Source organism: Wolbachia endosymbiont (group A) of Colletes cunicularius (genome assembly GCF_964264715.1).
Lineage (GTDB): Bacteria > Pseudomonadota > Alphaproteobacteria > Rickettsiales > Anaplasmataceae > Wolbachia.
In genome coordinates this window covers 1,106,383-1,133,006 of the sequence record NZ_OZ183471.1, presented here as the reverse complement: position 1 = coordinate 1,133,006, position 26,624 = coordinate 1,106,383, and the positions used below count along the sequence as shown (strand labels likewise).

The window sequence follows — 26,624 nt, the reverse complement described above, 5'->3', positions numbered from 1 at the left end:
AAGCCCACCTCTGAAGGTCATTTTTTCTCGAAGCTTAAAAAAACAAGATTTCAATATAAAAAAGTTGAATATTTCTTCAGAATTGTGTATAATTATTAATGTTTTTTCACTTTATTTCTTATGGCTCTTTCGAAGTTTCTCGATCCGAAGAATGATGTCGCATTTCGGCGTATCTTTGGTACTGAAAAAAATAAAGGTATCCTTATTCACTTCCTCAATGATATTCTTGGCCTCACTGGTAAAAATGAAATAAAGGATATAGAGTTTTTAAGTACTATTCAAGACCCTGATATCGCCGCTAAAAAGCAAAGTATTGTTGATGTTCTCTGCAGAGATGAAAATGGGGTGCAAGTGATCGTCGAAATGCAGGTCGCTAAAACTAAAGGCTTTGAAAAACGTGCCCAATACTATGCTGCTAAAGCCTACTCAAGACAAGCTGATAAAGGCGATCAATACCATAACCTTAAGGAAATTATCTTCATTGCTATAGCAGATTGTGTACTGTTTCCTAATAAATCTGAGTATAAATCAAAGCATACTATTCGCGATGAAGGTACTAATGAACACGATCTAAAAGATTTTTACTTCATATTTATTGAGTTGCCAAAATTTCCAAAAACCAAAGAGGATCAGCTTTCAAGTATAGTCGAGAAATGGATCTACTTCTTTAAATATGCAGATGAGACTAGTGAAGAAGAGCTGGAAAAAATAATAGGTAGTGATCTAATAATTAAAAAGGCCTATGAAGAGCTAAATAGATTCAACTGGTCAGAAAAAGAATTTATTGCCTATGAACAGGAAATAAAACGTATTCTTGATGAACAGGCTGTCCTCGCTCAAAAACTTGATGATGCTACTCAAAAAGGTAGACTAGAAGGTAGACAAGAAGGCATCCAAATCGGCCAGGAAAAAGGCAGAAAAGCAGAGAAAATTGAGGTCGCAAAGAATCTACTAAAAGCAGGTGTTTCTATTGATATTATAGCTCAAACTACTGGTCTTACAGTTGATGAGATCAAAAACTTAAGTTGATTTTGTCTTTCAAAAGATGAATATCTTTATATTACATGAAAACCCAGTAATTGCAGCACGAATGTTATGCGATAAGCACATAGTGAAAATGCCATTAGAAACTGCTCAATTACTTAGTAGTGTTTTTTCAATCGCATTAAAAGCGCCAAATCCTTTTGTCAGTATCACAAACCAAAATATAGAAGTTCCATATAAACTTACTCACAAAAACCATCCTTGCTCTTTATGGGCTAGACAGTCGAAAGGGAGTTTTTGTTGGTTGATAGAGTACGGAAGAGAATTATGTAAAGAGTACACCTGGCGATACAAAAGAAAGCATAAGTCAGAGGAAGTAATAGATTGGTGTGATAGTAACAAGAATTTCCTCATTTTTCAGTCAACCGATATACAAGCTTTCGTGCAAGCACTCCCTGATCGATATAAATGTAGTAGCGCTATAAAAGCCTACAGAGAATATTACCTGAAGGAAAAGATGAGATTTGCTAAGTGGGAAAAGGGTAGAGAAGCACCAGATTGGATAACAGAAAATTTCACTATACAATGTTACAACAATACAGCTCATGGGTAAAAAAGCCATCCAAATCGGTCAGGAAAAAGGGGAAAAAGAAGGCGAAAAATAGGCTAAAATAGCAGCAGCTAAAAATTCACTCAAGGCCGGTGTCTCTATAGATGTTATTGCTGAAATAACAGGGTTTTCTGTTGATTATATTGAGAAAATTCAAGAAAAGAAGTTTTAGCCATAACGTTTTTTTTATTAAACCCTCTATTCTATAGCTAACCCAAGAAAGGTTTACCTGAATACTGAAAAACGGAATCAATGGCAGAACTAATATCTGGCCAAAAGGTTTGTAGAGCTTTCCTTATCGAATGTTTGATGGCAAACCAGAATTTCTCAATTGGATTTAAATCCGGCGAGTATGGGGGCAAAAATAAAACTTTACATCCAACACTTTCTATTAATTTTCTTGTTCTTTCAGATTTATGAAAGCTCGCATTGTCGAGAATGACAGTTTGTCCAGGTTTTAATATTGGAACAATCCTATTTTCAATGTACGCTTCAAATATTTCGCTATTGCAATACCCATCAGTTACCCACGGTGCTTTAACTTTTCCTTCATTTAGCGCTCCAATTATGCTTACTCTTTTTCTTTTAAATCCTGGTTTATCAGCAAATAACCTTTTGCCTTTTAGAGACCATCCATATGCATAAAATTCGTTATCTTCTATGCCTGACTCATCTATAAATACCAAACTTTCCTCATTTATTTCTGCTACTTTTTTTATGAATTCTCCTCTTTTTTCTTCATCCCTTTCCTGATAGAGAAAAGTTTTTTTTATATGTATAGTTTACTTTGTTAAGGTAATTGTATACTGTGTTTTTGCACATATTACCAAATGCTTCTATTATCTTTTCAATTGTAATATCCAGATTCTCATTTAGAAATTTGGTAAATCTATCTATGTCTTTAATCTTATGACCATATCCTTTTTGATAACCTGAATATGGTTTTTTGCTTCCTGTTTCTTCTTTCCTTTTCCTCCACAAATATATCGTTTTTATGCTTACTTTAAATACTTGACTAATTTTTTTTATTGTCATTGTTTTTTCACTGACTGCTTTGAGAACACGGTCTCTCAGATCCTCACTATATGGGCTTGGCATCATTTTCCTTCTAATTACTTATTATGCCATTCTAACCCATTTCGCAATGCAGGTAAACCTTTCTTGGGTTAGCTATAGTAATTTTAATATTGCAATCCATTCTAATGTCTGTACAATGCCCTTTTTATATAAATACTTAATAGGAGGGGTTAATGCCAACACAGAAAGAGCTTCGGGCTACGATGTCCAAAAAATTACAGGAAGCTATTAAACATCCAGATCCAGCAGTTGCTGCCGGGAGGAAGTCAGCTATCAAGAGATGGGTGGGAGTCCTTCAAGATAACTTTATGGAGCACATAAAATACTTTAAGGGTGATAAGTTGAAGTTTTTGCACAATGTATTCCAAGATGAAGGTTGCTGGTCAGGTGTAAGGTTAGATAATGCTGCTTTAGGTCAAAGGTTTACTGAAGAAAAAATAGGTGGAATAGATAATCCACTTCGCAAATATGAGATGGCTTGTAGTTACTGTGTGGTAGATAAAATTCATCCACTCTTTCAAAAAGCATTTGAATCCTACAAAAATGGATTTTCTTCTGATGAACTTGATAGTAGAGGTAATCCTATAACTGATGAGTACATACGAAACTCGCTTTTGGGTGGCATTGGAAGGAAAGGTCCTGTATTTGATTTCTGGATCGATAGAGAATCTGGGGAATTAAAGAAGTATAATGCAGTAGAAGGTTTTGACAGTGCTGTAAAACTTAAGTGGAGTGAAGGAGTAGAGTATTTTTATAATCATTTAAAAGAAGAAGATAAGGAAAAGAAACTTACAGAAGCTATTATTGCTCTGTCTCGCGTTCAATCTGTTGAGAAAGATGCTCCTATTTTAGATTTTTGTGTAAGGAATATAGGTGATAAAGATACTCTTTTACAGAAATTGCTGCAGAAAGATAAGGGAGTATATTCCCTTCTTGCTGAATTAATAGAGTCATGTTTTTTTGATACGGTTCATGATTTGGTACAGTGCTGGTGTTATAAAGGCGTTTCAGCAGGAGGAGACTGTTCGGACAAAATATTCTCACAGGATGAGTATGACCTCCTTCTTTACTCACTTTCAAATATGATGTTGAAAAATCCTGAGTCAAGCGTTCAAGCTAGGTCTATTATTATGGAAATTTGGAAGTGTGGCCGCTTTGTTGAATACAGAAAGGCTTCTGTTAATATTTCTAATTATATAGTTCCTATACAGGACATGCTTGCAGGGTTAATAATTAACTGGAAACGAGAAGACATTTATAAGTCTGATGAGGAAAAAGAAGTAGAGAAAAGAGAAATATTAGATGTAATATTATTTGCTAAAGATTGCTTTCCTGAAAAGTTTGAGTTCTTTAAAAAATTAATAACAAGAAATCTTAGATTATGTGGTAGGGAAGGAATGGAAGAAAGTATAAACTACGATGATTTGGCGAAAGAATTGTTTTCTGAGTTAGAGAAAACAACTTTACCTCCTGGAGGTGATGGTCCTAGGTATAATTTACGGACACGATCTCAAGCTCATGATAGTAAGAAAACATCTTTGCCACTTGATGGTTCTGGTGATGGTCCACAGTCCAAGTTTGAAGCTCCTAGTGTGAGTGGTGTTTCTAGCCGTAGAAAATAGAGGGGTATCTTATATGAATAATGGTGATGGACTTATTAGGAGTTTAGTGGATGGAGATCTTGAAGGTTTCAGACAAAGGTTTGAATCTTTTTTAGATCAATGTCCATCTTTCTTGTATCATGTGAGTGCAGGTCGTTTCCTTCCTGTATTCTTTTTTAGCATGTTTGCTACTGCACATGATGCTGATATCTTGGATGCAAATGAGAGAGTCTATTTTCGTTTTGATAATCATGGTATTGATACAGATGTTAGGAATAGAAATACAGGAAACTTAAAGGTTGCTGTTTTAACTCGTAGTCGTAACGGACAGGGAGTTGTCAAGTGTTACAGCATTTCTGATCGCCCTAACAGTGACGGGTTAAGGTTTAGTACAAGGGAGAGAAATGCTCTAGTGCGAGAGATTAAACGGCAAAATCCAAATTTAAGGGAAGAAGACTTAAATTTTGAGCAATACAAAGTATGCATGCATGGAAAGGGCAAGAGTCAGGGAGAGGCAATTGCAACAGTATTCGAGGTGATTCGTGAAAAGGATTTTAGAGGTAGAGATAAATTTGTCAAGTATTCAGCATCTGAGATTAGTCTTCTTAGACAATTCTTAGGAGATCACGGATTGACAATTCAGGAAATAAAAGGAAGACAACTCAATCAAAATCAGCTCAGACAACTTGATAGATCAGTCAATTTTGCACAGGTAGCACAAGGTCAACAAAGGATTGACAACTTTATGGGAATACTAGCAAATAACCAAAGACAAAATGTAGAACGTAGAATGCACAGGGAAGTTTTGCCATACATCACTGACATCTATGATAATTGCAGACAAGCGCTAGAAAATAATATTGAAAATCGCAGTCAAAAGTTTGAGAGTCACGGGTTTTTATTAGGTTTCTTAGCAAATTTTAGTCATCGCTACACAATAGGCATCGATCTTGACTTATCTCCTAGAAACTTACATGTTGCATTTCTTGTACGTCATCAAGCAGAAAGAGAAAATGTTCCTATTGTTGTCAATCTTGCTACAAGGGCACCGTCCAATATCGCATTAAACCGCGCCAGAAGTCACGCTGAAAGATTGCATGTTTTTTCATTTATACCTATCCATACTGAATCAAGAAATACTGTCTGTGTTGGATTAAATTTTAATTTAAATCGAATTCCTTTTAGGGTTGATACAGTAGGGCTTCAACAGGGTAGGTTTCCTTTAGTACAAAGATTGTTTGAGTATATAGAAGATGAAGAGGTTGGAGAGAATATTAGAGATTTCTTGCTTCAACATCTTCCTGGTGAAATACCAAGAAATGCAGAGAATTATAACAGAATATTTGATTGTATAACTGGTTTTGCTTTTGGGAGTAGTGCTTTTGCTAGAGAGTATTTAGAGCTGGAAGAAGGAGAAGATCGAGTACGTGTAAGAAAGTATATATTTAGATACGGTGATGGAGATTTAAGAAGACATACTTTAACTATGGTCTTTTATGCTCAGGGTTATAATATAGTTACACTTCATATTAGAGCTTACGATGCGCAACAGCAAGAAGCTATCGATTTACAAGCTCTTAATGTTAATAGAAATAATGTTCATGTATGGGAAGTTTCATGCACACTTAATGACCAATTTGAGCTAGATATTGATCAACCAAATGACCTTGGTTTATATCACGATTACCAAAATAATAATGCAAATAATTTTCTTGATGGTGATCTTATACAAGTGCCTAATGTTGAAAATGTACATGGTATTTCAGAAAGAGTTATGGATGATGGCTGGCAAGATGTAGGTCAGCATGGAGAGCTGTTTCAAGAGATCTCTGGAATATTGATGCCACTTAGGGACGCAATAAATGTTAATAGTGAGGATAAGTTTCGTTCTATACTACATGGTACATTTTATGCTAGTGATAATCCTTATAAAGTGCTTGCTATGTATAAAGTTGGTCAAACATATAGTTTGAAAAGGGGTCAGGAAGAAGAAGGAGAAAGGGCAATACTCACAAGAATTACAGAACAGAGATTAGACCTTTTATTATTAAGACAATCTACGGAGAATGCTCCAGATACTCATCCGATTGTATATGTATTAGGATTTGCTAATAATGCAGAAGAAGTAGCACAAAAGGAGAATAACGCAAAAGATCGAATAAAAGAACTTATGAACAAGCAAAGAGGATATTTGCTTATTACTTCTGGAAATGAGGTGGTTTTATTTCCTCTTATATTTAATGCAGGTGCAGGGAGAGTAGAAGGTCTTATATCTATTCCAGAAGGAATAGGAAGAGAAGAGTATGTACATAGACTTGATCGTGGTGGTCGTGACTCAAGACCAGGAGTATTAGTGGGACCTGAAAGTGTTATTGATGAAAATCCACCAGAGGGTCTATTATCAGATCAGACTCGTGAAAATTTAATAAATTATATTCGAGAAAATCCCCGACGGAACCGGATTTTACCGTTTGATCTAGGTGATAATCGATGTGTTAGTATTATTACCTTCGAAGGTAGTATACAACAACTCCTAGAAATACTAAGGTCAAGAATAAGGGGAGGTGATAATTCCATTCCTACAGCACAAGAGATAAGAAGACAAATAAGAGATATTCTTAGAAATCAAGGGATAGAAGTAAATGATCTACTTACACTAGAATTTGCGACGAGAAATGGACATTATGATTACTGGCTTCAACAAATTGATATAGCTCACGCTGGAAGATTGCGATATCAGCTTCGTACTGAAGGTAATCACACTTTTGAAGTAGCTAATTTGGCAAGGAATGACGGTAACGAGCACATTGTTAGAGTATTAAATCAATTTAGGGAAAATGAAGAACAACAGCGTTTAACTTTAATCATTACTTTAAATAATACTCATTGGGTTACACTAGTGATTGAACGTCAAAATAGGAACTATGTTGGATACTATGCTGATTCAACTGCTACTGCTGTTCCAGATGGTATTACCGATATCATTCAAAATAACTTAGGAAATAATATCAGGATTAATAATGTTTCTGTTAGTCAGCAAACAGATGGTTGGAATTGTGGTTTATGGGCATTAGAAAATGCTAGTGATATTAATCAAGTTCTAAACGAAAATCCTGTTGGGCAAGTGCAGAATATCATAAATATAATACGCGATTTTCTTGGAAGAGGCCACCCAAACAGAGATAGAAATTACTTTCAGAACATAAGAGTGGGCATTTCGCAATTATTCAGGAATGATCCGGGATTTCAAGATGTGCAATTGCAAGCATACATTCAAAATAGAGAACAAATTGATCCATTACTACGTACTTATCTAGAATTAGGATATCACAGAGTAGGAGGAGGGTATGGATTAGTAGAAGCACCTATATCGCTTGGTGTTAGTGATTCCAGTAATTTTGGTGACCTGCCACAGTCGAGTTTAGAAGGTCCTGAAGCTAGTCGTGTTTCTGACCTTAGCAAAGGTAAAGGCGGTAGGTAGAGGTAATCGGTAGATGAAAGGAGTGTAACAAAAACCTTATGCATCAAGTAAAGATTGTGAGCAAATTTAAAGAAGTTAAGGTGGGTAACCTGTTTTTTTCTACTTGCAGCAATGTTTCAAAAAGTATATGTGTCGAGTTGGGTAAAGTTGAAGGAGGTTCTTAAATGAGCAACTATTAATTTGGTAGTGTATAACATTAATAAATTTAAACGATGCAACCATTTCCAGCAACAAAAATCAGCTAGCGTGAGAAGAAGTTTTCTTGGAATCGCGTGGTCTACCGCTGGATTCGTGCGAACTTTTATTTATAATAATTCCACTATACCTTGAAATTAGCTATACTAGCCTGTTTTTACCAAATTTATATACGAACCAATTTGCCTAACTTTGTTGCAAAAATTTCAAGCTTCTATTTTCACAACCGTATTTTTACGCGGCTTGTTCTCACGAATATATGTACTTTTTACGATTTTGGAAAGAGTAAATAAACAAATCTTTTGTGACTCTAAAATCAGGTATTTCTTCTCAACTTATTTTATTCACAGAAGATATTCTATTCTTGTGTTTTCCATCTACCTCATATCTTTAAAAGACTATACAAATAAGCATAAGACTCATACCTTATTGGTTGATTCGAATTTTAGCGATATCTTTATAATTAAAATTATTACATCCAATTGAATCATTCTCTTCTTTAGCACTATAGTAGTTTCTAATCCCATGGCTTAACTGCTTGGAATAATCAAAATTAAATGCTCCTTCATCAAATGATTCTTCCTTTAAATTTCTAAACCAGTGCTTTATTTCTGCTTCTGTTGCTTGTTTGGGTGGTACTGATGTAGATTTTTCGGGATACTGTGCTGTACTATGACATGACAAACACGAAGATTTTTTATTATCTATTGGACCATTAAGCCTACCTAAATATCCTAAAGAACCTTTTATTACATCAGGATTTATCCAACACTCCAATAACCTTTTCCCAATTATGTAATCTGATGTAAAATAATTAGAATCATTACCCCATGCAACTCCTAATAATTTCATATTAAACCATGGATTCTTATTGTTCATCTTATAATCATAAATAAACGTACCTGCAACCCATCCTGTTTCTTCTGACCTCTTATCTTTAACTAAAAAATCAATTTGAAATAACCTCAGTTCCTTAAATACTTTTGGAGTTCCTTTTTCAGATTGATTAATATACCCAGCCCAAGTGATGCTATTTTTAAGAGTTGGAATATTCTCCTCCGTTGCTTCTGTAAATACTAATTTTGTGCTTACTGTACCATCTAAGAATTTCCCTTTAGTAATATCAGGATTGTTTATATCTTTCCATACCTGTCCATATGTATATGCTCCTTGCTCATTAATAATAGAAATTGCCCAATTTTGTATCATGGATTTTTGATCATTATGTAATTCACCTGGCTTAAAGGATCTTTCTCTCGTTAAACCATTAACAAATTCTCTACCATTTACTCCATAATGCATCCATGGTGCATGATACCAATCAGCAATCTTATTACAATGTAAATCAAAATCACAATCGATATTCCCATCATATATATACTTTAAAATTGTATAGGCGTATTCCTGTGGTTTATCTTTAAATGATATGTATTCCCACTGCCTTTCTTTATTACTTGGTTCAGCAGGATAATCAGTCTTAATTTTAAAAATTTTGCCCCTATAACCTGAAGGTATTTCATCACACGAAGATATTACTGTTCTATTGGCATATACAAAACTATTACTTAATATTAGAAACGATAAGATTAACAAGCTCCAAGTTCGCATTTTAAATTCTATATAATGTCTCTAATTTTTGCTAAATTATACCTTCATATCCTGTTATCCTTTTACAAACTGTACTCTTATCCTAACTTTATAAATCCCTTGTATTTCGGTGAATGGTTACACAAATTTATGATGACAATATCTTGATTTTAGCATCATCTATGCTAACTTGATCTAATGTATCAAGTGGCTTGTTTTCTTTAGCTTGAGGACAACAATATAGAACTAGGGTAATAGAACCTAAAATGACAAAAGCGGCACCCAAAACTGCCAATAATATGAGATTACCTTTCTGATCAGAGATAAGAGGCTTTCCTAAAAATGAAGAAGTCAGTGATCCAAAAAAAACAGCACATGACAATGCTGTAAGACATAAAGAGACCTTCTTTCCTTTAGAATTTTTCTGCGATTGATTATAGCTTGAAGTTTTGTAGACTAATTCTTCACCTTCACTTGTATCTATAGCACTAAAACAGATTTTTTGAAGAATTCTTGATGATTTACTATCTATACTCTCCCTACTTACCTCTTTTGGTGAATTGCCTGGAACGCTACTCGCTGAAATCAGTAGTTCACTGCTATTTAATAATTGATTACTATCATCTTCATTGTGCTGCGATGCTCCTGGGGTATTTGTGTTAGTTATTTCAATACTTTTATTTTCTTCATCCAATTTTACTAAAGTTCCTGTTGAAACTTCTTTGCTACTACTCTGTCCATTTTGTAATGAAACATCTTGCTGATCATCGTGCGTATAAATACTACCTTTACTTGCATTAAACCGAATACCATCTGAATCTGTTAAGATACTATTATCAGAACTTTTATATGTTTCGCTTTCATCTTCAGCAGTAACAAAACTTTCTTTGCTTAAAATAGGACTTGATGCATTTTCTTTTGATACTAAAAATATTTCAGCTCCATTATTAACTTTTTTCTGACCTGAACCATCACTATCAATAAATTCGGTATCTGAATTATTACCACTTTTCTTGTTCTGGTGGAGGGAATTAAAGTTATTAATATCAAAATTGTTACTGATACTCAGGTTTAGATCTTCTTTACTTAGCGTTATTGTAGCATTATGATTTTCTCTAGCAAACGTGGTTTCTTGAATACTACTAGAAGTATCACTTTTATCTTCTGATAATGGTGTTTTATTACTACCTAATGGACTGTTACTGTTCTCTTTGTAATCTTTTACCCACTCATCTGATACTACTAAAATTTTATTGTTGTTTTGTCCATCTAACTGTACATTTATTGTAGCACCTTTTTTACTCTCTAATGGTGCCGATGTCTCTTGCACTATGTTCAAGCCAGTACTCTCATTAATCTGGGAGAAAGTTGTTGAGATCTCTTTTTGATTTTTCTGACCCAACTTTAGATCTTGATTTACATTAGTAGAGCCTAGGGAGTAATTATCCCACTGAAGCTCATCCATCCTTACTTCATCAGGTGTGCCAATTGAAATACAAAAACTACGAGTACTACCAGGTGTACCAACTAATTCATGAAGACTACCCGTGTTAGGTATACCAAATTCCTGTTCCAAACTCCTGTTCTTACTCTTATCTTTCCCTTTCATCTGATCAGGTTCACAAACACCACCTGATCTTCGAGGACCAGGTTGTACCTTGTTTGCCAAAGGTAATGGTGTGAGATTTTTCCTTTGCTTATTTTTTCTACCCATAACGCCTACTCCAATACAAATTTTTATCGACTACTATGAATTTTAACTTGACCTAATTATTGAATCAATTAAAAATAACTGAGCTTCGATAACACGTTTAGGTCATGTATAACGATTAACTGGTACCTTCTGCAAGCTAAAAAAGATAGTAAAATTATCTCTTTAGCCAGCAGTACTTGAAACTGAAAACGGAAAATGTACAGTGAGTATAGATTTGTAAAAGACAAGATTTAATCTGACAGACAAGAATTAACTGACAGAAGAATTGACGTAGTCAAAACTAATATCAGGCTGTTGTTTAATGCTACTAATATTTTTCTGAAAAGCAATATGTTTACTGTCAAAAAACGTTTGCATAGGTGTTTTGCCATAGCAGTATTTGCCTGAGTGAGGCCTTGTCTCATTGTAAGAACGCAACCAATGATCAACATCGATCTGTAGATCCTCCAAAGAATAGTAGATTTTCTTTCTAAAGATAATATTGTAACACTCATCTTGCATAGTTCTATGGAATCTTTCACATATGCCATCAGTTTGTGGAGAGTTGGCTTTGGTTCTAGAATGATCGATATTTTCGATTCCTAAATATAGCTGATAAGCGTGATTTTCGGGCTTGCCACAATACTCCGTACCCCTATCAGTTAGAATGCGTAATAATGGAATTCTCTGCTCATCAAAAAATGGGATAACTCTATCGTTAAGAAGATCTGCAGCTGTAATAGCTGTTCTGTCCGTGTAAAGTTTAACCATTGCAACTCTGGAATAAGTATCAACAAAAGTTTGCTGATAAATGTGCCCTATGCCTTTGATATTGCCCACATAATAGGTATCTTGAGAACCCAAATAACCTGGATGTTGCGTCTCAATTTCACCATGAGCTTCCCTTTGTTCTTTCACTTTTTCTAAAGCTGCAAGTTGTTCTTCAGTTAAAATGATTCCGTCTTGAGCTACTTTTGCCTCCAGTGCTTTAAGTCTCTTTTTCAAAGTTTCAAGGTCATTTCTTAGCCATACAGATCTTACTCCTCCTTGGGAAATTATTATACCTCTTTTTCTCAGCTCATTTGCAGCTCTTTCTTGTCCATATGCAGGAAATTCTGTAGCTATGCCAATTATTGCTCTTTCTATATCTTCCGAAACTCTGTTTGCTAATAACGTGAATTCTGGATTAAAGGAGAATAGAAGAGGCAAGAAAACAGGGTAAACTCAGCAGTGATAAAAAAATAGATGAGGTTACCCATGGAAGATATAACAAAACTGTTTTGTTTGGTCGATGATTTTTGCAGAGATATAGAGAAAAATTTTGCAGATAAACTACTGCCAAATGGTAAAAACCCCACAAGAACAACGGAAATTGAGCACTCCGAAATCATGACAATAATCCTGCTATATCAACAATCTCCGTGTAAAACTTTCTATCTACATTACCTAACGTTGCTCTACAAATCAGAGTTTCCAAAGTTACCTTCATATACCAGGTTTGTTGCTCTAAAGCCTAGGGTTTTGTGGCATTTAGCAATGTTGTTGCATTGGCTTTGTGGACAGTCAGAAAACACTGGAATTTCATATATAGACACAACTCCCATTGCAGTTTGTCATGCAAAAAGAATATCCAAAAACAAAGTTTTTGCTGGAATTGCAAAATTAAGCAAGAGCACTTACGGCTGGTTTTTTGGTTTCAAATTACATATGGTAATCAATGAAAATGTTGAAATTCATGCACTTACGCTAACAAAAGGCAATGTTGATGATAGGATACCTGTGCCAAATCTGACGGAAAAATTAATCGGTCTTTTGTTTGGTGACAAAGGTTATATTGCAAAAGAGCTTTTTCAGAAGCTGTTTGACCGAGGTTTGAAACTTGTTACCAAGGTGAAAAAAGGTATGAAAAATACATTGATTTCGCTAAATGAGAAGATTTTACTGAGAAAAAGGTCTATCATTGAGACTGTTTTTGGTTACCTAAAAAATAGACTAGAAATTGAACACACTCGCCATAGATCCCCTGTTAATTTTTTGGTTCATATCTTTTCTACTCTCATTTCCTATTCCATCAAATCCACAAAGCCTTCTATTTCCTATACTTTCTTCCTTCCTTAATCCAGAATTCGCGTTTTTGGGGGAATTAAAAGCATATAGCTAAACTGACTTAGGCTTACCAACAACCGTCATCCCGCTACTTGTTAGCGCCGCGGCGGTATGACGTCTTAGCTATAGATGCTGGTTTGTGTGCTCCAAGTAATTTCAAGAGAAGCTTAGTAGATAAGTTGTGTTTTAAACCAGATTCGGTATTTTAAACTGAACATTTTCAATAATACCACCTGGCATAACTGAAATTTTTACACTCAGGTTTACTTTTAGGTAGTCCATTAATTCATCAACCAACATGTCAGGAGCAGAAGCACCTGCAGTGATTCCTATCTTTTCTACGCCCTGAAACCAGCTTTTATTCACACAGCTGTAATTATCAATTAAGTAGGCTCTTTTTCCTCTGGCAGTGCACAGATCTAATAAGCGGTTTGAATTTGAGCTATTTTTACTTCCTACAACTAACACCATGTCTACAATTTCAGCTAGCTTTTTAACAGCATTTTGTCTGTTTTGCGTTGCATAGCATATGTCCTTTAAATCTGGACCTGTTATGCTTGTAAACCTGAGCTTCAGGGCAACAATAATTTCACGGGTATCGTCGATGCTTAACGTGGTTTGTGTAACATAAGATAAATTATCTGGATCTTTAACTTTTAAATTGCGTACATCCTGCACAGTTTGCACTAAAATGATAGGATTATTTACTCTTCCTCTAATTCCCTTAACTTCTGGATGGTTTTCATGCCCAATGAGAATTAATTCTTTACCACTGTTTTCATACCTTTTTGCCTCTTTATGCACTTTGCTGACTAAAGGACATGTTGCATCAATCACTTGAATACCCTTTCTTTTTGCCTTATCTTCTATATTTTTTGATACTCCGTGCGCGCTGAAGATCAGTATTCCTCCATTATCTTCAATTTCCTCGATACTGTTCACAAAAACCACTCCTTGTTTCTTAAAGTCCTCTACTATATATTTATTGTGAACAATTTCGTGTAGCACATAAACTTGGCACTTGTTTTTGTATTTTTCTAAAGTAATAGCTAATATGTCCACAGCTCTTTTTACCCCGGCACAAAAACCTCGCGGCTCAGCTAAGATAATTTCCATTTTTGTCAAATCAAGTAAATATGCAAGCATTACTTAAAAATAAGCTCCGCTCACTGTGTTTTATAGTACCATTATTTACGTTTTATATAATAATTATTTTTCGCATATTCTCTTTAACATTTGATCAACCTACTACTTCAGAAAATTTTAGAAAAGATAATACAGTATATAAACAACCTGATATTTTAGATAGAAATGGAGTGGTAATAGCAACAAATGTGCCCACAACATCACTATATACAGATGCAACCAAAGTAAAGAATCCGGAAAGTATAGCAGCACAACTGTGTTCTATTTTGAATGATCTTGAATACGAGAATTCATATAGAGTACTTACTTCAAAAAAGAAATTTGCTTGGGTAAAGCGGCACTTGACTCCAAAAGAACTGTTAGCAATAAAAAATGCCGGCGTGCCAGGAATAAACTTCTATAACGATGTAAAACGTATATATCCTCACAGTAATTTATTTTCACACGTGCTTGGTTACACTGACATAGATGGCAACGGTATTGCAGGAGTTGAGGCATATATAAGTAAAAACAAACAATATTCTGTTATCCAAGTAGCTGACACTGGGGTCCAGAAAAAAAATACGTGGATTCCAGCATTACGCGCTGGAATAACACCTTACCAGGGTATTCAACTATCCTTAGATACACGAGTGCAAAGCATAGTGCATGAAGAGCTAACTAAAGCTGTAAGCAGATATCAGGCACTTGGCGGAGTAGGAATTGTTTTAAATGTGAGAAATAGTGAAGTCATCTCGATGGTCAGTCTACCTGATTTTAATCCTAACCTACAGAATAAGGCGGAAGACGTACAAAAGTTTAATCGCGCCAGTCTTGGGGTGTATGAGATGGGGTCGGTATTAAAATTCTTTACAATAGCCGCAGCGCTTGATGCAAACGTTACAAAAACTAGCGATTTATATGACGTATCAACACCAATCACCATTGGAAAGTATAAAATTCAGGATTTTCACAAATCTAAAATTCCAAAAATTACTGTGCAAGATATATTTGTAAAATCATCCAACATTGGTGCAGCAAAAATTGCAGTCAAATTAGGTATTGAAAAACAGGTAGAATACTTTAAAGCTATGAAGCTATTTTCTCCTTTAAAAATAGAAATACCAGAAAAATCTACACCGATAATCCCGGATAAATGGAGTGAAAACACTTTAATAACAGCATCTTATGGTTATGGTATAGCTGTAACTCCTATACATCTTGCACAAACTGCAGCAGCATTAATCAACAATGGGATATTTCATAACGCAACCTTGATGTTGAATAAAAGAAGTATAGGAGAGCAAATTATCTCAAGAAGAACCTCCAGGGAAATGAGAAAATTATTACGCGCAGCAGTAACAGATGGCACTGGCAGAAAAGCAAAAATGAAGGCATATTCAATAGGAGGAAAAACTGGATCGGCGGAAAAAGTTGTAGATGGTAAATATAGCAAAGATGCAAACATAGCGTCATTTATAGGAGTGCTAACTATGCTTGACCCAAGGTATATAGTGCTAATTGCTATTGATGAACCTCAAGGAATGCACCACACCGGGGGAATAATTGCTGCGCCTATAGTAAAGAACATTATAAATAGAATAGCACCTATACTAAATGTTACACCTGAGAGGGAATGTTCAAAAAAGTGTGTCAAACCGAAAAAAAAGTAATAAATTGATATAAAAAAATGGAGGTTTGACAATGAGTCAGAAAGTAGTAAACAGAACTAACGGATTGGTAGATTATAAAGAGTTGGAAACAAATATCCTGTCGTCTATACGAGAAGGAAGACCGTTGACAGGAAGGGAGGGAGCATTAACACCATTTATAAAAAAGCTGCTGGAGGCAAGTTTGGAAGGTGAAATAGAAAACCACTTATTAGCTGAAAGTGAAGAGAATAATCGAAGAAATGGGAGAAATGGAAAGACTTTACGGACAAGTGCCGGTTCATTTGAACTTTTGACGCCAAGGGATAGAGAAGGAAGTTTTGAGCCGCAAATAGTCAAAAAAAGGCAAACAAGCTTACATCCAGAGCTTGAAACGAAGATTTTGAGCACATTTGCCAGTGGTATGAGCTATAGAGATATAGCGTCACACGTTGAGGAAATTTATGATCACAAAATATCGGCGGCAGAGATATAAAGTATTACCGACAAATTACTGCCTATAATCAATGAATGGCGTAGTCGTCCACTGCAATCAGTATACCCGATAGTATTTATGGATGGGATGTTCTTTAAGGTCAAAGAGAATGGACATTGCGTAAGTAAATGTATGTACAATATATTGGGCATAGACCAAAATGGCAGAAAAGAAGTCCTGGGCTTTTATTTGGCTGAAAGTGAAGGAGCTAACTTTTGGTTGGGAGTGCTAAATGACCTCAAAGAAAGAGGAGTAGAAGATATTCTGATTGCATGTGTAGATGGGCTAAAAAGCTTTCCTGCAGCTATAAATAGTGCGTTTCCTAAAGCAGAAGTACAGCTATGTATAGTGCATCAGATAAGAAATTCACTAAAATATGTATCCAGCAAAGATGTGAAAGTTTTCATGAATGATTTGAAAAAAATATATCGTGCTACAAGTAAAGAAATTGCTGAAAATTACTTACTTGAGCTGGAAGAAAAATGGGGAGAAAAGTATCCTTTAGTTATAAAATCGTGGCAGAACAATTGGGAAAATTTATCTGGTTATTTCAAGTATTCTAGCCCAGTTAGAAGGCTAATTTACACCACAAATCCAATTGAGGGGCTGCACAGACAGATCAGAAAATTCACTAAAACCAAGGGCTCATTTACCAGCACAAATGCCTTGTATAAACAGGTATATTGTGCTATAAAGAAGGTAGAGCAAAAATGGACTATGGCTCTGCCTAATTGGGCTTTAACTATGTCTCAACTTGATATTTTCTTTCCAGATAGATTGAAAATTGAGTTGAACTAAAAATGCGGTTTGACACACTTTTTTGAACATTCCCAGTCTATTTTTTAGGTAACCAAAAACAGTCTCAATGATAGACCTTTTTCTCAGTAAAATCTTCTCATTTAGCGAAATCAATGTATTTTTCATACCTTTTTTCACCTTGGTAACAAGTTTCAAACCTCGGTCAAACAGCTTCTGAAAAAGCTCTTTTGCAATATAACCTTTGTCACCAAACAAAAGGCCGATTAATTTTTCCGTCAGATTTGGCACAGGTATCCTATCATCAACATTGCCTTTTGTTAGCGTAAGTGCATGAATTTCAACATTTTCATTGATTACCATATGTAATTTGAAACCAAAAAACCAGCCGTAAGTGCTCTTGCTTAATTTTGCAATTCCAGCAAAAACTTTGTTTTTGGATATTCTTTTTGCATGACAAACTGCAATGGGAGTTGTGTCTATATATGAAATTCCAGTGTTTTCTGACTGTCCACAAAGCCAATGCAACAACATTGCTAAATGCCACAAAACCCTAGGCTTTAGAGCAACAAACCTGGTATATGAAGGTAACTTTGGAAACTCTGATTTGTAGAGCAACGTTAGGTAATGTAGATAGAAAGTTTTACACGGAGATTGTTGATATAGCAGGATTATTGTCATGATTTCGGAGTGCTCAATTTCCGTTGTTCTTGTGGGGTTTTTACCATTTGGCAGTAGTTTATCTGCAAAATTTTTCTCTATATCTCTGCAAAAATCATCGACCAAACAAAACAGTTTTGTTATATCTTCCATGGGTAACCTCATCTATTTTTTTATCACTGCTGAGTTTACCCTGTTTTCTTGCCTTTTCTATTCTCCTTTATCCAGAATTCACGTTCCTATTATGCTTACCCTCTTTCTTTTAAACCCTGGTTTATCGGCAAATAACCTCTTGCCTTTTTGAGACCACCCATATTCATAAAATCTGTTGTCTTCTACTCCAGAGTCATCTATGAATATCAAGTTTTCTTTTTCTATTCCTTCTATTTTTTTTATGAACTCCTTGCGTTTCTCTTCATTCCTTTCCTGATAAAGAAAAGTTTTTTTTATATGTATAGTTTACTTTTTTAAGATAATTGTAGACTGTGTCTTTGCACATGTTGCCAAATTTTTCAATTATTTTTTCAACCGTAATATCTCGGTTTTCATCCAGAAATTTGACAAAGCCATCTAAGTATTTAATTTTATGACTATGTCCCTTTTGGTAGCCTGAAGACGGTTTTATACTTCCTGTTTCTTCTCTTCTTTTCCTCCACCAGTATATAGTTTTTCTATCAATTTTGAACATCTTGCTTACTTCTTCCATAGTCATTTTTTTCTCGTCAACCACTTTTAAAACTCGTTCCCTCAGGTCCTCACTATATGGCTTTGCCATCATTCTACCTTAATTAAAGCAGTATTATACCTTTTTACACTCCTTTGAGGAAACCTTATTTCGGTTAGCTATAAAAGCTGAGAAGAAAAGTTTAGGAGAAAACTGTCTTTTGGGAGGAAAAAGTGTTCTGGAAGCTATAGAAGATAAAGGTTTTAAGAAAAATGGCAATGTACCTACAGAGTCAATCGAGACTATTAAGGATGTTCCATTTACTGATTTTACGCAAGCTTGTTCGCAGCAAATTAACACAAGTGTTAAAGGCAGATAGTGATTATTGAAGTTGTGCCACACAATAATAAGCTCACTCAAAATTGTTCCGATTTAGGCAGGGTTGTTTTGCCGCACCAAGCGGTATGGCTTTGAGTATGAGATTTTAATCTTTCCGGAAGCTCGCCACAGTGGATAGTACAGTATTTACAATGGGTGTGCTTTCAGGGTCAGGCCCAACCCTACTTAAGTGGCTAAGATATATCTAACGTAGCTTTATCTTTGCTCTCTGACAGTCTTTGTTGATACTCGTTTATCAGCCTTTCAGGCTCGTTCAATACACTCTGAATACAATATGTTGCAAATATTATGCCAGAGAGTATAATAAAACCTATATCAAATACTTTACAAGAAAAAGTGGTGGTAGAGGCAAAAGTGAACATTAATAAGAAGGAAAGCGCATGCTAGAGCTTGAAAAAGCAGCAAGAATAAAAAATATTATTGAAAGGTTAAATGGCGTATGATATAGTATGTATAGTGTAAAGATATAAATAATTTTATTGACATCTTTACATTAATAGTTCTTAAATGTTTAGTACTGTAGAATTAAATTATTAAGTTTTATAAAGGGAGTAAAAATAGTGGAAAGCTTTTCAGATAGTAATAAAGACACTAATTTTATTGAGGTGACAAAAATAATGGAAAATTTTTCAGATAATAACAAAAACGGTAGCTCAATCTTCCAAGGAAAAATCAGGGAGCAAGATTTCTCTGCAGAGCAAAAGCTAAACGAGCTAAAAGCAGCCATAGAGGAGCTTGACAGACAAGATTTGCTCAGAAGAACCGAGTGTGAGCGTCAGGCCTCTAGTTGTGTCAATGAAATGTCATCTCAAGCAGAGCTACATATCGGAGGAGGAGATGATGAGGATTACTTCAATGGTGAAAGAGAAAGAGTACTCGGAGATTTCTGGAGTTTCTTTGAACCTCTCTTCAACCTTTTTGAAGTAAATGTAAGTCCGCAAGACTACCAAATGCTCAAGGAGAAGAAAGAGAAAAACTGGCTTGCTGCGATAATTAAGTTTTTGCGTGACAAGCTTAAGGAGTTAATCAAGAAGATCTTCACAAATAATTTAGATTTGAGTTGGGACAAGAGGTTGGACAAAGAGATAAAAGAATTGAAGGAGAAATTAGACAGTGGTGAGTTATCAGAAGAAGAGTTTGCAAGGGCGTTAGAAAGGCTAAATTTGTTGCAGGATCTAACGCCTACGACAATGTTACAAAAAATAATATAGAGTTCAAAAGCGTGATTTCTAGGGGGGGGTTCTGCGCTCAAAGACAAATTGAAAGATTGAACCTAGAAGCTATACGAAAAGCCTCAAAAACTTATTTTCGGATCTTATACATAAAAAGGAGTCGGCCCAATTTCTCAGCTATTTTTATTGCAACAATTGTAGATATTTTCGTAAACCCAAAAACTCACCGCTTATTTCAGAGTTGTATCGCGAGCTCCTCAATCCAATCAAATTGGAAGAATTTTTATATTCTTCAAAATATTCACAGATTTTACAAGATTTAAGTTTTTTACTGCACAACTATCATAGGAGAAAATAAAGGAGGAAATTTTATGAGTTGTATAATCGAACAAAATAATCTAGGTGACTTATTAAAATATGAGGCATCAAGTCTATATTCAAGAGACCAAATAACAGTAGCAAAGGGGCAAAACCTAAAGCTTGGCATGGTTGTTGGTCGTGATAAAGATGATCTAATTAAAATTATAAACTTAGCAGCCACGGATGGTACGCAGATAGCTATAGGAGTGATAACAAGTGATGTAAATGCAACGGAAACCACCAAAGCAGTAATCATTACACGTATAGCAATGTAGCGGATCATGCAGTGGTGTGGCCAGCAAATATAACAGAAGAGCAAAAAGCTGCAGCAATAAAGCAACTTGATGCACGAGGGATCATCATCCGTAAGGGGGCTTAAAAGCCTTACTATTACCCATAAATCTAAAAGGAGAAAAAGCTGCTATCTTACTAATTCAACTTTCTATTATAAATAGATCTATGGTCTAAAAATGGAATATATGATGAAAAGAACTATAAATACCTCAACTGGCGAATGGGCAGAAAGTGAATTTGGAATTGTTAATTTTGGTGATATAAGATTAAGTAAAAGGCTTCTAAAAATAGTTAATAACGTGAATTCTGGATTAAAGGAGAATAGAAAAGGCAAGAAAACAGGGTAAACTCAGCAGTGATAAAAAAATAGATGAGGTTACCCATGGAAGATATAACAAAACTGTTTTGTTTGGTCGATGATTTTTGCAGAGATATAGAGAAAAATTTTGCAGATAAACTACTGCCAAATGGTAAAAACCCCACAAGAACAACGGAAATTGAGCACTCCGAAATCATGACAATAATCCTGCTATATCAACAATCTCCGTGTAAAACTTTCTATCTACATTACCTAACGTTGCTCTACAAATCAGAGTTTCCAAAGTTACCTTCATATACCAGGTTTGTTGCTCTAAAGCCTAGGGTTTTGTGGCATTTAGCAATGTTGTTGCATTGGCTTTGTGGACAGTCAGAAAACACTGGAATTTCATATATAGACACAACTCCCATTGCAGTTTGTCATGCAAAAAGAATATCCAAAAACAAAGTTTTTGCTGGAATTGCAAAATTAAGCAAGAGCACTTACGGCTGGTTTTTTGGTTTCAAATTACATATGGTAATCAATGAAAATGTTGAAATTCATGCACTTACGCTAACAAAAGGCAATGTTGATGATAGGATACCTGTGCCAAATCTGACGGAAAAATTAATCGGTCTTTTGTTTGGTGACAAAGGTTATATTGCAAAAGAGCTTTTTCAGAAGCTGTTTGACCGAGGTTTGAAACTTGTTACCAACGTGAAAAAAGGAGACTGTTTTTGGTTACCTAAAAAATAGACTAGAAATTGAACACACTCGCCATAGATCCCCTGTTAATTTTTTGGTTCATATCTTTTCTACTCTCATTTCCTATTCCATCAAATCCACAAAGCCTTCTATTTCCTATACTTTCTTCCTTCCTTAATCCAGAATTCGCGTTACGAGGGTTTTTAGCTCGCAAAAATGACTTAGAACAGGCCCTATAGCTTTGTGGAAGGGATGGAAACGTCTCTTTGATTTAGCAGAAGGATGGAGACTTGCTCATGCATTCTATACTTGTGGGTAATAGTAAGATAGAGAAAGAAGCGGGAGTCTTGACAGTGGTCATGGATCTGATGATAATGTAAAACCTAAATCCACACCTCAGCCGCATTCTGCGCCAAAGGCAGATAAGCCACTGATATCGCCTAAGCCTGTTAATTTAAAAACGAAATCTGAAGCTCCTCCTGCAACAACAGTGACTGAAGTGAAAAACTCATCTACTCGTTCTGTTAAGGGTCTCACGGAGATGTTTAACAATTTGGGGGGTAGCCCGGTCTTCTCTTCTTAAAATAAGTTTACCTACAGGTCTGATTGTATTAAGATTGTTTAATGCAATCAGATCTATTATATGCGTTTATCCAAATATTATTTGCCAACTCTAAAGGAAAAGCCTACCCATGCTAAAATTATCTCCCATCAATATTCTTTACGTGCAGGTTTAATAAAACAGGTAGCATCTGGCATCTATACGTGGTTGCCGCTTGGTCTGCGCGTGCTTAAGAATATTGAAGATATTATCAGAGATGAAATGGATAAATCTGGTGCAATTGAAGCATTAATGCCTTGTGTGCAACCAGCAAATCTTTGGCGAGAATCGGGACGTTACGATGATTACGGTAAGGAAATGCTACGTATAAGGGATAGGCATGAGGAAGATATGCTTTTCGGTCCAACGCATGAGGAGGTAGCAACTGATCTAATTAGAGATGTGGTAAAAAGTTACAAAGATTTGCCACTTTGTTTGTATCATATCCAGTGGAAATTCCGTGATGAGGTAAGACCACGTTATGGCGTTATGAGAGGTAGGGAATTTTTGATGAAGGATGCGTATAGTTTTGATGTAGATTACGAAGGTGCACTGAATTCATATAATTTGATGTACAAAACTTACGTAAAAATCTTCAAACGCATGGGACTTACTCCAATTGGAGTTCGAGCTGATACGGGGCCAATTGGAGGAAATTTGAGCCACGAGTTTCATATATTGGCAAACACTAGTGAAAGCACTTTATATTATGACAATAAATTTTTTGAACTACTAGAGAGTGAAGATATTGAAAGTTTAAAAAGTATATATGCAGTTGCAGATGATATGCACGACCCTAAAACTTGCTCTATATTGCAAGAACAGTTAAATGTTAGCAAGGGTATTGAAATAGGGCATATTTTTTATTTTGGCGACAAATATTCAAAGCCTATGAAGGCAAGTGTTACTTCTCAAGATGGAAAAAATGTCAATATACATATGGGTTCGTATGGCATTGGGGTTTCAAGACTTGTTGGTGCGATAATAGAAGCTTTTCATGATGATAAAGGAATTATCTGGCCAGAAGCGGTAGCTCCTTTCAGAATTGGTTTAATCAATTTACAAACGAAAGTAACGGAGGCTGCAGATAAAATATACAAAGCTTTGAAAAGCGATGAAGTGCTTTACGATGATACGGAAGGAAGTGTAGGAGTAAAATTTTCTAGAATGGATCTGATAGGCTTGCCGTGGCAAATAATTGTCGGAAAGAAAGCGGTAAGCGAAAATATAGTTGAAATAAAAAATAGAGCAACTGGGAAAATAGAGGAAATAAAGATTGAGGAAGCAATAAATCGCTTTAGCACAAAATGATACGCGGTATCGGCACTGACATAGTATATATACCAAGAGTATTGAGAATATTACAAAAATACGGGGAAAAATTTCTCAATAGAATCTACACTGAAAAAGAAATAGAGCTAAGTAGAAAGTATAATAGTCAAGAAATGCGAGCAAGGTATTTTGCCAAACGCTTTGCAGCAAAAGAAGCTTTTGTTAAAGCACGAGGTACTGGATTTAGCCAGGGCATTATAATGAAAGATATAGAAATATACAGCGATGTAAGAGGAAAACCATATATTGCTGTCAGAAAGGATTTCATCTCAAAGGACTACAAGATTCATCTTTCTCTGAGTGACGATGGAGATTACGCTACTGCATTTGTTATAATTTGCGTCTAGCAGATATTGTTTCAATTTATGCAGTTGACTTTATGCTATCTATATAGCTAAACTGACTTAGGTTTACCGACAATTTGAAAAACAACAAATTCGTCATTCCGCTACTAGTTAGCGGAATCTATGCCGAGATACCGCGGCGGTATGACGTGTTAGCTATAGCATACACAAACAACTAGTTTGCCAAAAAAACATAGCAGTTTTTCTATGATTTGAGTATAATTCTAGCTTTACCTAAGCAGAAAATTTAATGGACTATATCTTAACGTATCTTTCCTTACCATTTTTTATTACTGAGAATTATTTATTAATTACTGCATTGATCCCACTTTTAAGTGCGTTAGCTATTTTTTTTACTAGTAAATGGCCAAAAGTAAGCAGTAGCGTTACTGTTGCTTCTTCTATGCTTCTGTTTGTGTATACATCTCTATGCACTTTATATTGGGTATATGGTGATCATTCTCAATTTATTCTCATGGATTTTGGTAATAATTTGCACATTAGTTTAAAGCTAGAGTCTACCGGAGTAATATTCAGTTTATTAATATCGTTTTTATGGATACTAACCAGTATATATGCAATATGTTATATGCAGAATAACTATGCTGATAGTAATCGCTCAAGTTTTCTATGCTTTTTTTCAATATCGATTAGCTGTGCAATGTTTATTGCTTTTTCTGGAGATTTGCTCACTACATTTGTCTTTTATGAGCTTCTAACTATTAGTACATATCCTCTGGTTACTTACAACTCAACAAATGAATCAATGATTGCAGGACGCTATTACTTTGGTGTGCTATTTTTCTCTTCTTTGGTATTATTTTTTCCTGCAATAGGCCTTTTATATAATGAATTTCATACTTTAGACTTTATAAGTGGTGGAATATTCAAATTTGATACTTCACTCATCACTTTCATTGCAGTGTGTTTTGCTATGCTGATTTACGGAATAGGAAAAGCTGCATTAATGCCAATGCATTTTTGGTTACCAAAAGCAATGGTTGCACCAACTCCTGTGAGTGCACTACTGCATGCTGTTGCTGTTGTGAAATCCGGAGTCTTCATCATCATAAAAGTTATATTATACACTTTCGGCGTCGATAACATGCAACGTTTTGTGCAGCAAAATTGGTTCGCTGGAGGGTGGCTTCCGTACGCTGCTGGATTTACTATTGTTACTGCATCATTGATTGCATTAAAGCAAAAAGAATTAAAGAAATTGCTTGCTTACTCTACCATCTCTCAATTGTCGTATATTATATTATTTGCTTCAATTTTTAGTGAGCTCAGCATGAGGGTTGCAATTTTTCAATTAGTTTGCCACGCATTTGCAAAAATCACTTTGTTTTTCATTGCCGGAGCAATAATAACGAAAACAGGTGAGAAATATATAGATAAGATTCACGGTATAGGACGCAGTATGCCAATTAGCATGACAGCATTTGCTATAGGTGCATTGTCTATGATAGGGGTGCCGCCTGCTCCGACTTTTTGGGGTAAATTTCTCATTTTTCAAGCTGTTTTCAACTCTGGCAATGTAATACTTTCTGTGTTTGTAACTCTAGTGTTAATTGTTAGTACTATACTTAACGCTCTGTACTTTTTACCGATAATTTACAATGCCTTTTTCTTAAAACCTTCTCAGAATTACTTTATTAAAAAAACGCCAATTCTTCTAGTTTTACCTCCAGTTATTACTGCTACATGCACTTTGGTTATTTTTTTTAGCTACCAAGTAATATTTTGAATGTGATCATCTATATTTATAACCATTAACAATAAATTTAAATGGTATTATACCAGCCAGAGTTGCTTTTATATTCGACAAAGTGAAGCTAATCTCCACAGTATCCTCCTTATTTTGCTTGGTTGTAAAAACTACAGTAGCATTTCCAGCAAATGTAACTAAATCCTTGGTCGATCGATCAATAGATAATTTTATTACATTTATGTTGGCAATTTTTCTTTTAGATAAAGATAAATTACCAGCTTCATTATTCGTTTTTTCCTGGAAGCCTTGATAGATCTTATGTATAGAATTGTTTCTTATAAAATTTTCTTGGTACTTCGGTTCAACGATATTAATGGACTCATATATTTCAATATATTTACTTATTAAGTACCTCGCTGTGGAAGTGTATTCATCTTCCTTTTTACTGAAACTAAGCTTATGCATTGCAGAGAACTCATCTTCTGCGTGGTTCATATACTTCACAAAATTTAAATCTTTTTTAACAGGAAATAACAGGTATATATTCAGTAATAATAAACATAAGCATACTAGGAGAAGTGATAATATTAATGCCATCCAAGATCTTTCTGCTACACAAAACAGATATCTATGGCAGTACCATTCGACTGCTTTACTGAAATAACTTTTGTTTTTTACTGATTCAAGCAATTTATCTTCCATAACACAATAACCCAATTATAAT

General features: G+C 35.1%; 19 protein-coding genes and 6 pseudogenes. 15 read left to right on the top strand and 10 right to left on the bottom strand.

Translation table 11 applies throughout. The features are described from left to right. The first annotated feature begins 120 nt into the window (after positions 1 to 120). Positions 121 to 1,029 carry an Rpn family recombination-promoting nuclease/putative transposase gene (locus tag ACFELZ_RS06655; RefSeq protein ID WP_375315981.1) on the top strand — a complete coding sequence of 303 codons (909 nt, stop codon included), beginning with the start codon at positions 121 to 123 and terminating at the stop codon, positions 1,027 to 1,029. A gap of 16 nt (positions 1,030 to 1,045) precedes the next feature. Then, positions 1,046 to 1,597 (top strand): pyrimidine dimer DNA glycosylase/endonuclease V, encoded by a 552-nt coding sequence (locus ACFELZ_RS06650; protein ID WP_375315980.1) that lies wholly within the window; start codon positions 1,046 to 1,048, stop codon positions 1,595 to 1,597. A gap of 206 nt (positions 1,598 to 1,803) precedes the next feature. Here ACFELZ_RS06650 and ACFELZ_RS06645 read toward each other — a convergent pair whose 3' ends face one another. Together ACFELZ_RS06645 and ACFELZ_RS06640 are read right to left on the bottom strand one after the other, a co-directional pair. Next, positions 1,804 to 2,313 (bottom strand): IS630 family transposase, encoded by a 510-nt coding sequence (locus tag ACFELZ_RS06645; RefSeq protein ID WP_375316691.1) that lies wholly within the window; start codon positions 2,311 to 2,313, stop codon positions 1,804 to 1,806. A gap of 19 nt (positions 2,314 to 2,332) precedes the next feature. Continuing rightward, positions 2,333 to 2,692: a helix-turn-helix domain-containing protein gene (locus ACFELZ_RS06640; protein WP_375315979.1), complete on the bottom strand. Its 360-nt coding sequence runs from the start codon at positions 2,690 to 2,692 to the stop codon at positions 2,333 to 2,335. Positions 2,693 to 2,979: 287 nt separating this feature from the next. Between ACFELZ_RS06640 and ACFELZ_RS06635 the strand changes: the two genes are divergently transcribed. Beyond that, positions 2,980 to 4,293, top strand: coding sequence for a cytoplasmic incompatibility factor CifA (locus ACFELZ_RS06635; RefSeq protein WP_375315978.1), 1,314 nt, complete (start codon positions 2,980 to 2,982; stop codon positions 4,291 to 4,293). Between the two features lie 13 nt (positions 4,294 to 4,306). Further along, positions 4,307 to 7,753, top strand: coding sequence for a cytoplasmic incompatibility factor CifB (locus ACFELZ_RS06630; protein ID WP_375315977.1), 3,447 nt, complete (start codon positions 4,307 to 4,309; stop codon positions 7,751 to 7,753). 621 nt (positions 7,754 to 8,374) lie between these two features. Here the strand turns inward: ACFELZ_RS06630 and ACFELZ_RS06625 are convergent. The 3 genes and pseudogenes from ACFELZ_RS06625 to ACFELZ_RS06615 all read right to left on the bottom strand — a co-directional run. After that, on the bottom strand, positions 8,375 to 9,541 hold the full coding sequence (locus tag ACFELZ_RS06625; RefSeq protein ID WP_375315855.1) for a hypothetical protein: 1,167 nt from the start codon (positions 9,539 to 9,541) through the stop codon (positions 8,375 to 8,377). 142 nt (positions 9,542 to 9,683) lie between these two features. Beyond that, on the bottom strand, positions 9,684 to 11,249 hold the full coding sequence (locus ACFELZ_RS06620; protein WP_375315804.1) for a hypothetical protein: 1,566 nt from the start codon (positions 11,247 to 11,249) through the stop codon (positions 9,684 to 9,686). Positions 11,250 to 11,498: 249 nt separating this feature from the next. After that, positions 11,499 to 12,401, bottom strand: a pseudogene (locus tag ACFELZ_RS06615) (integrase core domain-containing protein); the annotation flags it as partial. An 84-nt stretch (positions 12,402 to 12,485) separates the two neighbouring features. On the opposite strand from ACFELZ_RS06615, the gene ACFELZ_RS06610 reads away from it, so the two are divergent. Next, on the top strand, positions 12,486 to 13,346 hold the full coding sequence (locus ACFELZ_RS06610) for an IS982 family transposase (protein ID WP_375315786.1): 861 nt from the start codon (positions 12,486 to 12,488) through the stop codon (positions 13,344 to 13,346). A 174-nt stretch (positions 13,347 to 13,520) separates the two neighbouring features. On the opposite strand, the gene ispH is transcribed toward ACFELZ_RS06610, so the two are convergent. Continuing rightward, the gene (gene ispH / locus ACFELZ_RS06605; protein WP_375316690.1) at positions 13,521 to 14,450 is read right to left on the bottom strand and encodes a 4-hydroxy-3-methylbut-2-enyl diphosphate reductase; all 930 of its coding nucleotides are present in this window, start codon (positions 14,448 to 14,450) and stop codon (positions 13,521 to 13,523) included. Between the two features lie 20 nt (positions 14,451 to 14,470). Between ispH and ACFELZ_RS06600 the strand changes: the two genes are divergently transcribed. Both ACFELZ_RS06600 and ACFELZ_RS06595 read left to right on the top strand, forming a co-directional pair. Then, positions 14,471 to 16,132: a peptidoglycan D,D-transpeptidase FtsI family protein gene (locus ACFELZ_RS06600; protein ID WP_375316689.1), complete on the top strand. Its 1,662-nt coding sequence runs from the start codon at positions 14,471 to 14,473 to the stop codon at positions 16,130 to 16,132. A gap of 31 nt (positions 16,133 to 16,163) precedes the next feature. Continuing rightward, positions 16,164 to 17,402: pseudogene (locus ACFELZ_RS06595) on the top strand (IS256 family transposase). Here the strand turns inward: ACFELZ_RS06595 and ACFELZ_RS06590 are convergent. From ACFELZ_RS06590 to ACFELZ_RS06580, 3 genes are all read right to left on the bottom strand, one after another. Continuing rightward, positions 17,343 to 18,173 carry an IS982 family transposase gene (locus ACFELZ_RS06590; protein WP_375315976.1) on the bottom strand — a complete coding sequence of 277 codons (831 nt, stop codon included), beginning with the start codon at positions 18,171 to 18,173 and terminating at the stop codon, positions 17,343 to 17,345. The pseudogene ACFELZ_RS06595 and the gene ACFELZ_RS06590 sit on opposite strands and share 60 nt — an antisense overlap. Before the next feature lie 78 nt (positions 18,174 to 18,251). Beyond that, positions 18,252 to 18,383 (bottom strand): hypothetical protein, encoded by a 132-nt coding sequence (locus ACFELZ_RS06585; RefSeq protein WP_375315975.1) that lies wholly within the window; start codon positions 18,381 to 18,383, stop codon positions 18,252 to 18,254. A gap of 52 nt (positions 18,384 to 18,435) precedes the next feature. Next, positions 18,436 to 18,798 carry a helix-turn-helix domain-containing protein gene (locus tag ACFELZ_RS06580; protein ID WP_375315839.1) on the bottom strand — a complete coding sequence of 121 codons (363 nt, stop codon included), beginning with the start codon at positions 18,796 to 18,798 and terminating at the stop codon, positions 18,436 to 18,438. A gap of 106 nt (positions 18,799 to 18,904) precedes the next feature. Between ACFELZ_RS06580 and ACFELZ_RS06575 the strand changes: the two genes are divergently transcribed. The 8 genes and pseudogenes from ACFELZ_RS06575 to ACFELZ_RS06540 all read left to right on the top strand — a co-directional run bounded on the left by ACFELZ_RS06575 (position 18,905) and on the right by ACFELZ_RS06540 (position 25,936). Continuing rightward, positions 18,905 to 19,063 (top strand): hypothetical protein, encoded by a 159-nt coding sequence (locus ACFELZ_RS06575; protein WP_375315974.1) that lies wholly within the window; start codon positions 18,905 to 18,907, stop codon positions 19,061 to 19,063. A 577-nt stretch (positions 19,064 to 19,640) separates the two neighbouring features. After that, positions 19,641 to 20,261: pseudogene (locus ACFELZ_RS06570) on the top strand (SHOCT domain-containing protein); the annotation flags it as partial. A gap of 365 nt (positions 20,262 to 20,626) precedes the next feature. Beyond that, positions 20,627 to 20,994, top strand: a pseudogene (locus tag ACFELZ_RS06565) (head decoration protein). Between the two features lie 100 nt (positions 20,995 to 21,094). Further along, positions 21,095 to 21,208 (top strand): annotated as a pseudogene (locus ACFELZ_RS06560) (transposase DNA-binding-containing protein); the annotation flags it as partial. Between the two features lie 83 nt (positions 21,209 to 21,291). Next, a pseudogene (locus tag ACFELZ_RS06555) lies at positions 21,292 to 22,090 on the top strand (IS982 family transposase). Between the two features lie 465 nt (positions 22,091 to 22,555). Beyond that, positions 22,556 to 23,824: a proline--tRNA ligase gene (gene proS / locus ACFELZ_RS06550; RefSeq protein ID WP_375315973.1), complete on the top strand. Its 1,269-nt coding sequence runs from the start codon at positions 22,556 to 22,558 to the stop codon at positions 23,822 to 23,824. Next, positions 23,821 to 24,192 carry a holo-[acyl-carrier-protein] synthase gene (locus ACFELZ_RS06545; protein WP_253309486.1) on the top strand — a complete coding sequence of 124 codons (372 nt, stop codon included), beginning with the start codon at positions 23,821 to 23,823 and terminating at the stop codon, positions 24,190 to 24,192. Before proS ends, ACFELZ_RS06545 begins: the two co-directional genes overlap by 4 nt. 247 nt (positions 24,193 to 24,439) lie before the next feature. Continuing rightward, positions 24,440 to 25,936, top strand: a complete 1,497-nt coding sequence (locus tag ACFELZ_RS06540) for a proton-conducting transporter membrane subunit (RefSeq protein ID WP_375315972.1) — start codon at positions 24,440 to 24,442, stop codon at positions 25,934 to 25,936. A gap of 6 nt (positions 25,937 to 25,942) precedes the next feature. On the opposite strand, the gene ACFELZ_RS06535 is transcribed toward ACFELZ_RS06540, so the two are convergent. Beyond that, positions 25,943 to 26,602, bottom strand: coding sequence for a conjugal transfer protein TraJ (locus ACFELZ_RS06535; RefSeq protein WP_375315971.1), 660 nt, complete (start codon positions 26,600 to 26,602; stop codon positions 25,943 to 25,945). Between the last annotated feature and the right edge of the window lie 22 nt (positions 26,603 to 26,624).

Coding starts and splice junctions, on each gene's coding strand:
- ACFELZ_RS06590 (WP_375315976.1), bottom strand. CDS start 18,173: ATGGAAGATATAACAAAACTGTTTTGTTTGGTCGATGATTTTTGCAGA.
- ACFELZ_RS06610 (WP_375315786.1), top strand. CDS start 12,486: ATGGAAGATATAACAAAACTGTTTTGTTTGGTCGATGATTTTTGCAGA.
- ACFELZ_RS06580 (WP_375315839.1), bottom strand. CDS start 18,798: ATGATGGCAAAGCCATATAGTGAGGACCTGAGGGAACGAGTTTTAAAA.
- ACFELZ_RS06635 (WP_375315978.1), top strand. CDS start 2,980: ATGGAGCACATAAAATACTTTAAGGGTGATAAGTTGAAGTTTTTGCAC.
- ACFELZ_RS06620 (WP_375315804.1), bottom strand. CDS start 11,249: ATGGGTAGAAAAAATAAGCAAAGGAAAAATCTCACACCATTACCTTTG.
- proS (WP_375315973.1), top strand. CDS start 22,556: ATGCGTTTATCCAAATATTATTTGCCAACTCTAAAGGAAAAGCCTACC.
- ACFELZ_RS06640 (WP_375315979.1), bottom strand. CDS start 2,692: ATGCCAAGCCCATATAGTGAGGATCTGAGAGACCGTGTTCTCAAAGCA.
- ACFELZ_RS06630 (WP_375315977.1), top strand. CDS start 4,307: ATGAATAATGGTGATGGACTTATTAGGAGTTTAGTGGATGGAGATCTT.
- ispH (WP_375316690.1), bottom strand. CDS start 14,450: ATGGAAATTATCTTAGCTGAGCCGCGAGGTTTTTGTGCCGGGGTAAAA.
- ACFELZ_RS06600 (WP_375316689.1), top strand. CDS start 14,471: ATGCAAGCATTACTTAAAAATAAGCTCCGCTCACTGTGTTTTATAGTA.
- ACFELZ_RS06650 (WP_375315980.1), top strand. CDS start 1,046: ATGAATATCTTTATATTACATGAAAACCCAGTAATTGCAGCACGAATG.
- ACFELZ_RS06540 (WP_375315972.1), top strand. CDS start 24,440: ATGGACTATATCTTAACGTATCTTTCCTTACCATTTTTTATTACTGAG.
- ACFELZ_RS06545 (WP_253309486.1), top strand. CDS start 23,821: ATGATACGCGGTATCGGCACTGACATAGTATATATACCAAGAGTATTG.
- ACFELZ_RS06655 (WP_375315981.1), top strand. CDS start 121: ATGGCTCTTTCGAAGTTTCTCGATCCGAAGAATGATGTCGCATTTCGG.
- ACFELZ_RS06535 (WP_375315971.1), bottom strand. CDS start 26,602: ATGGAAGATAAATTGCTTGAATCAGTAAAAAACAAAAGTTATTTCAGT.